We start from the raw sequence: 2,819 nt of genomic DNA, 5'->3' as shown, positions 1-2,819 counted from the left end.
TAATGAAGCTGTACTATCGTTATAAGTCGTGTTAGGTGGGTTTAAATGGTCTTTTCTTTCCTCACGCAGGTCGTTAGACTCGTCAGCCCCTATCTTTCTTCCGGTAAAGACATACACTTCATCGAATTCTTCTCCATATCCTAATTTGACCTGAAATACAGTGTCTGGAGATGGATTATAACCTTCAACAACACTGTTGCGTAAAGCTTGGTAGTTACAGCCTGTGCGTTTTGATACTTCTGATAAACCCTCCCTTTTGACAAACTCTACAAACCGATCACGAAATTTTCTTGTAAGTGCCTGTGCTTCTGGACTTACTCCCTTTTTACCTCCTGATGTTTCCATAAACTATTTAATGATTAAAGATATGTAAATTACTGTTCATTACAAAATTATGTAAATTTTAAATGAAAAGCAAACTTTTTTTATTTAATCATTAAAATTGAGTAATGTGGCATGAATAGGAGTCTGCGACGCAGTAGTTATACTTGGGGTTTCACCCCAAACCCCAAGGTTTTTTTCAGGCATGGGCCACACCTAACTGTACATTCTTTTTTTCCCCTTCGTCACCTACTTATGCGTCAGCAATATGTACAGTTAGGTGTGGCCCATGCCTGAAAAAAACCTCGTGGCCGTAGGACACGAAAAAGCCCCGCCTGGCTTAGAGCTATCAAGACGGGGCACCCGTACGGTTAGTACGTGGATCAGCTTATCCCTGGTCGGTTGCTCCTCAGCAGAGCCGACTTCCGTTTCAGCTAATATTTTCTACAGCATGAAGTTCTTCTAGAATCTCCTCTATGCTGGGTTGATGAGTATCTTCTTCAGATTTAGACAGTTCGGCTACAATTTCTCGATTGCCATTTTGGCCGTACTCTACTTGTAATCTGATTTTACGAATATTAGTCCATTCTCCCTTTCCAAATAAATAGGGATTAGCTTGATATACGCCTACACCTACACGAAAAAGGATATTTTTCTTTACGAAGGTTACCAGAGCGTTGTCAATGGTTCTTGTGGTGATACCTATATCAGCCGCTATACGCTTTTTAATGGTAGCATTGAGTACAATCTCATTTTGGTAGTTCATGCGTTTCAGTAAGGCGTAAAGTACACCACTGACCCACTGCGGAATGTCCTTTAACATTACCAGATCATCCAGATAGAGCTTAATAAAGTCAGGCTCTTTAGGTACTCTAATTTCCCGATCTGTCTTTACAACCTCCCCCGTTAATAAATCAACTGTATCCTTTTGGTATACAATTCTGCCAGTATTGCTTTGCATAAGGCTCATCCAATTTGAGTGTAAACACTAACGCGATTCCAAATACACATTTTTTGTTAACATTAGCAAGTAGTCATGCGATTTAGATGACAGTCATACTGCTATGAGATGACGGTCATACTGCTATGCCATGACAGTCATACTGCTATGCCATGACAGTATTTAGAGTTAGTTGATTAACTATCAGTTATTTGTAGAGTGTTTTTTATCTATTATATTCTACTACAATTGGACGTGGGTATTATTCCCTTTTTACCAGAATTCCCTAACCTACTTTTCCGACAATCGGAGGAAAAGACAGCCGTTGCGAACCGAGAAAAACGGACCGTAGGGAAGTTTTTAAGGTGAGAAACATGGCTGGCTACGCAATAAGAATAACTATGAAAGTAATTACTTTTGCTGCTAGTAATCAGTCACTAACAGCAAGAGTAATTATAGAGTAATTATTTTAGTAGAATAAAAAGTGCTCCTACGCACTGGAAAGCCCCGTAGGGCAAGAGTAACGGTGGCGTAGCCCCGTTCCCTCTTGCTGATTTCTAAAAAGAAATCACTTTACGGTAAGTCAGTAATTACTGGGCTTTAATAAAGTCTCGGCAGCTCTCACAAAAACCAGGTTCTTCCCCTGCCTTTACAACGATCACTTCACTACAGCGAATGCAGTGTTCAACCGGAAACTGTTTAGCTGTTAACTCAAGCACTTTCAATTGCGCATCGGATAAAGTAGCCGTTCCCTGATCAGCAACTCGACTGACCACACCAATTGCAGCTGAATTGCTCAACATATCCGACGACTTTAATTCCTGAATGTACTGGTCAAACTCTGTGAGTGCATATTCACCAGTCATAGGTACGGCTTCAAGATCGTGCTTATCATATTTTGGGATTTCCATGAGGTATTTAAATTAGGTCGTTAAACACTTTGTAAAGTTCTAGTAAGCTTGATTTTGCCTCTTCGATTACACTCTCGGCTTCCTGTTGGCTTTCTGTAGTAGGATCTTCTTCTCCATCGTCTGTAGAGTCACGTTCACCAGTTTTGTCTAATACGAACTTCTTTTCGTCGAAGTCGTACTCAGCCAATTCATAAAGCGGTGAGTCCGGCTTGGTCAACATCATAATCAATGAGTAGTCATCACTGTCCATTTGGCTAGCGAGTGGACGGAGTTTAGTTCTAAAATCGTCAATAATGGCTATTGAACTTTCTATTACTTTGAGTGTAACTATAGGATCATACTTTTCCGGTCTATGAGCGTACACGAGTCTAGTAATCAACTCATCATTGAACTCGCGAATTACGTTTTCTAGGTTCCTACTATTGTCTAGGGGTTGCATTGATTTGATCACGTTCTGAAGAAACTTTTTGTCCTTTTTCAGCTCATTGATCTGTTTTTCTCGTTCATATAATTTCTCCCTTAATGAAGCTGTACTATCGTTATAAGTCGTGTTAGGTGGGTTTAAATGGTCTTTTCTTTCCTCACGCAGGTCGTTAGACTCGTCAGCCCCTATCTTTCTTCCGGTAAAGACATACACTTCATCGAAT

General features: G+C 40.3%; 4 protein-coding genes. All 4 read right to left on the bottom strand.

The features are described from left to right. Positions 1 to 345: hypothetical protein (locus ACYU87_RS27485; protein ID WP_461137209.1), on the bottom strand; the 345-nt coding region annotated here is incomplete at its 3' end. A 406-nt stretch (positions 346 to 751) separates the two neighbouring features. After that, on the bottom strand, positions 752 to 1,282 hold the full coding sequence (locus ACYU87_RS27480; protein WP_461137208.1) for a replication/maintenance protein RepL: 531 nt from the start codon (positions 1,280 to 1,282) through the stop codon (positions 752 to 754). 569 nt (positions 1,283 to 1,851) lie between these two features. After that, on the bottom strand, positions 1,852 to 2,172 hold the full coding sequence (locus ACYU87_RS27475) for a hypothetical protein (protein ID WP_461137207.1): 321 nt from the start codon (positions 2,170 to 2,172) through the stop codon (positions 1,852 to 1,854). A gap of 7 nt (positions 2,173 to 2,179) precedes the next feature. Then, positions 2,180 to 2,819 (bottom strand): hypothetical protein (locus ACYU87_RS27470; protein WP_461137206.1); only part of this gene is annotated, 640 nt, incomplete at its 5' end.

The organism is Spirosoma lituiforme, assembly GCF_054776635.1.
This window is presented reverse-complemented; position numbering and strand designations above follow the sequence as displayed.

Coding starts and splice junctions, on each gene's coding strand:
- ACYU87_RS27475 (WP_461137207.1), bottom strand. CDS start 2,172: ATGGAAATCCCAAAATATGATAAGCACGATCTTGAAGCCGTACCTATG.
- ACYU87_RS27480 (WP_461137208.1), bottom strand. CDS start 1,282: ATGCAAAGCAATACTGGCAGAATTGTATACCAAAAGGATACAGTTGAT.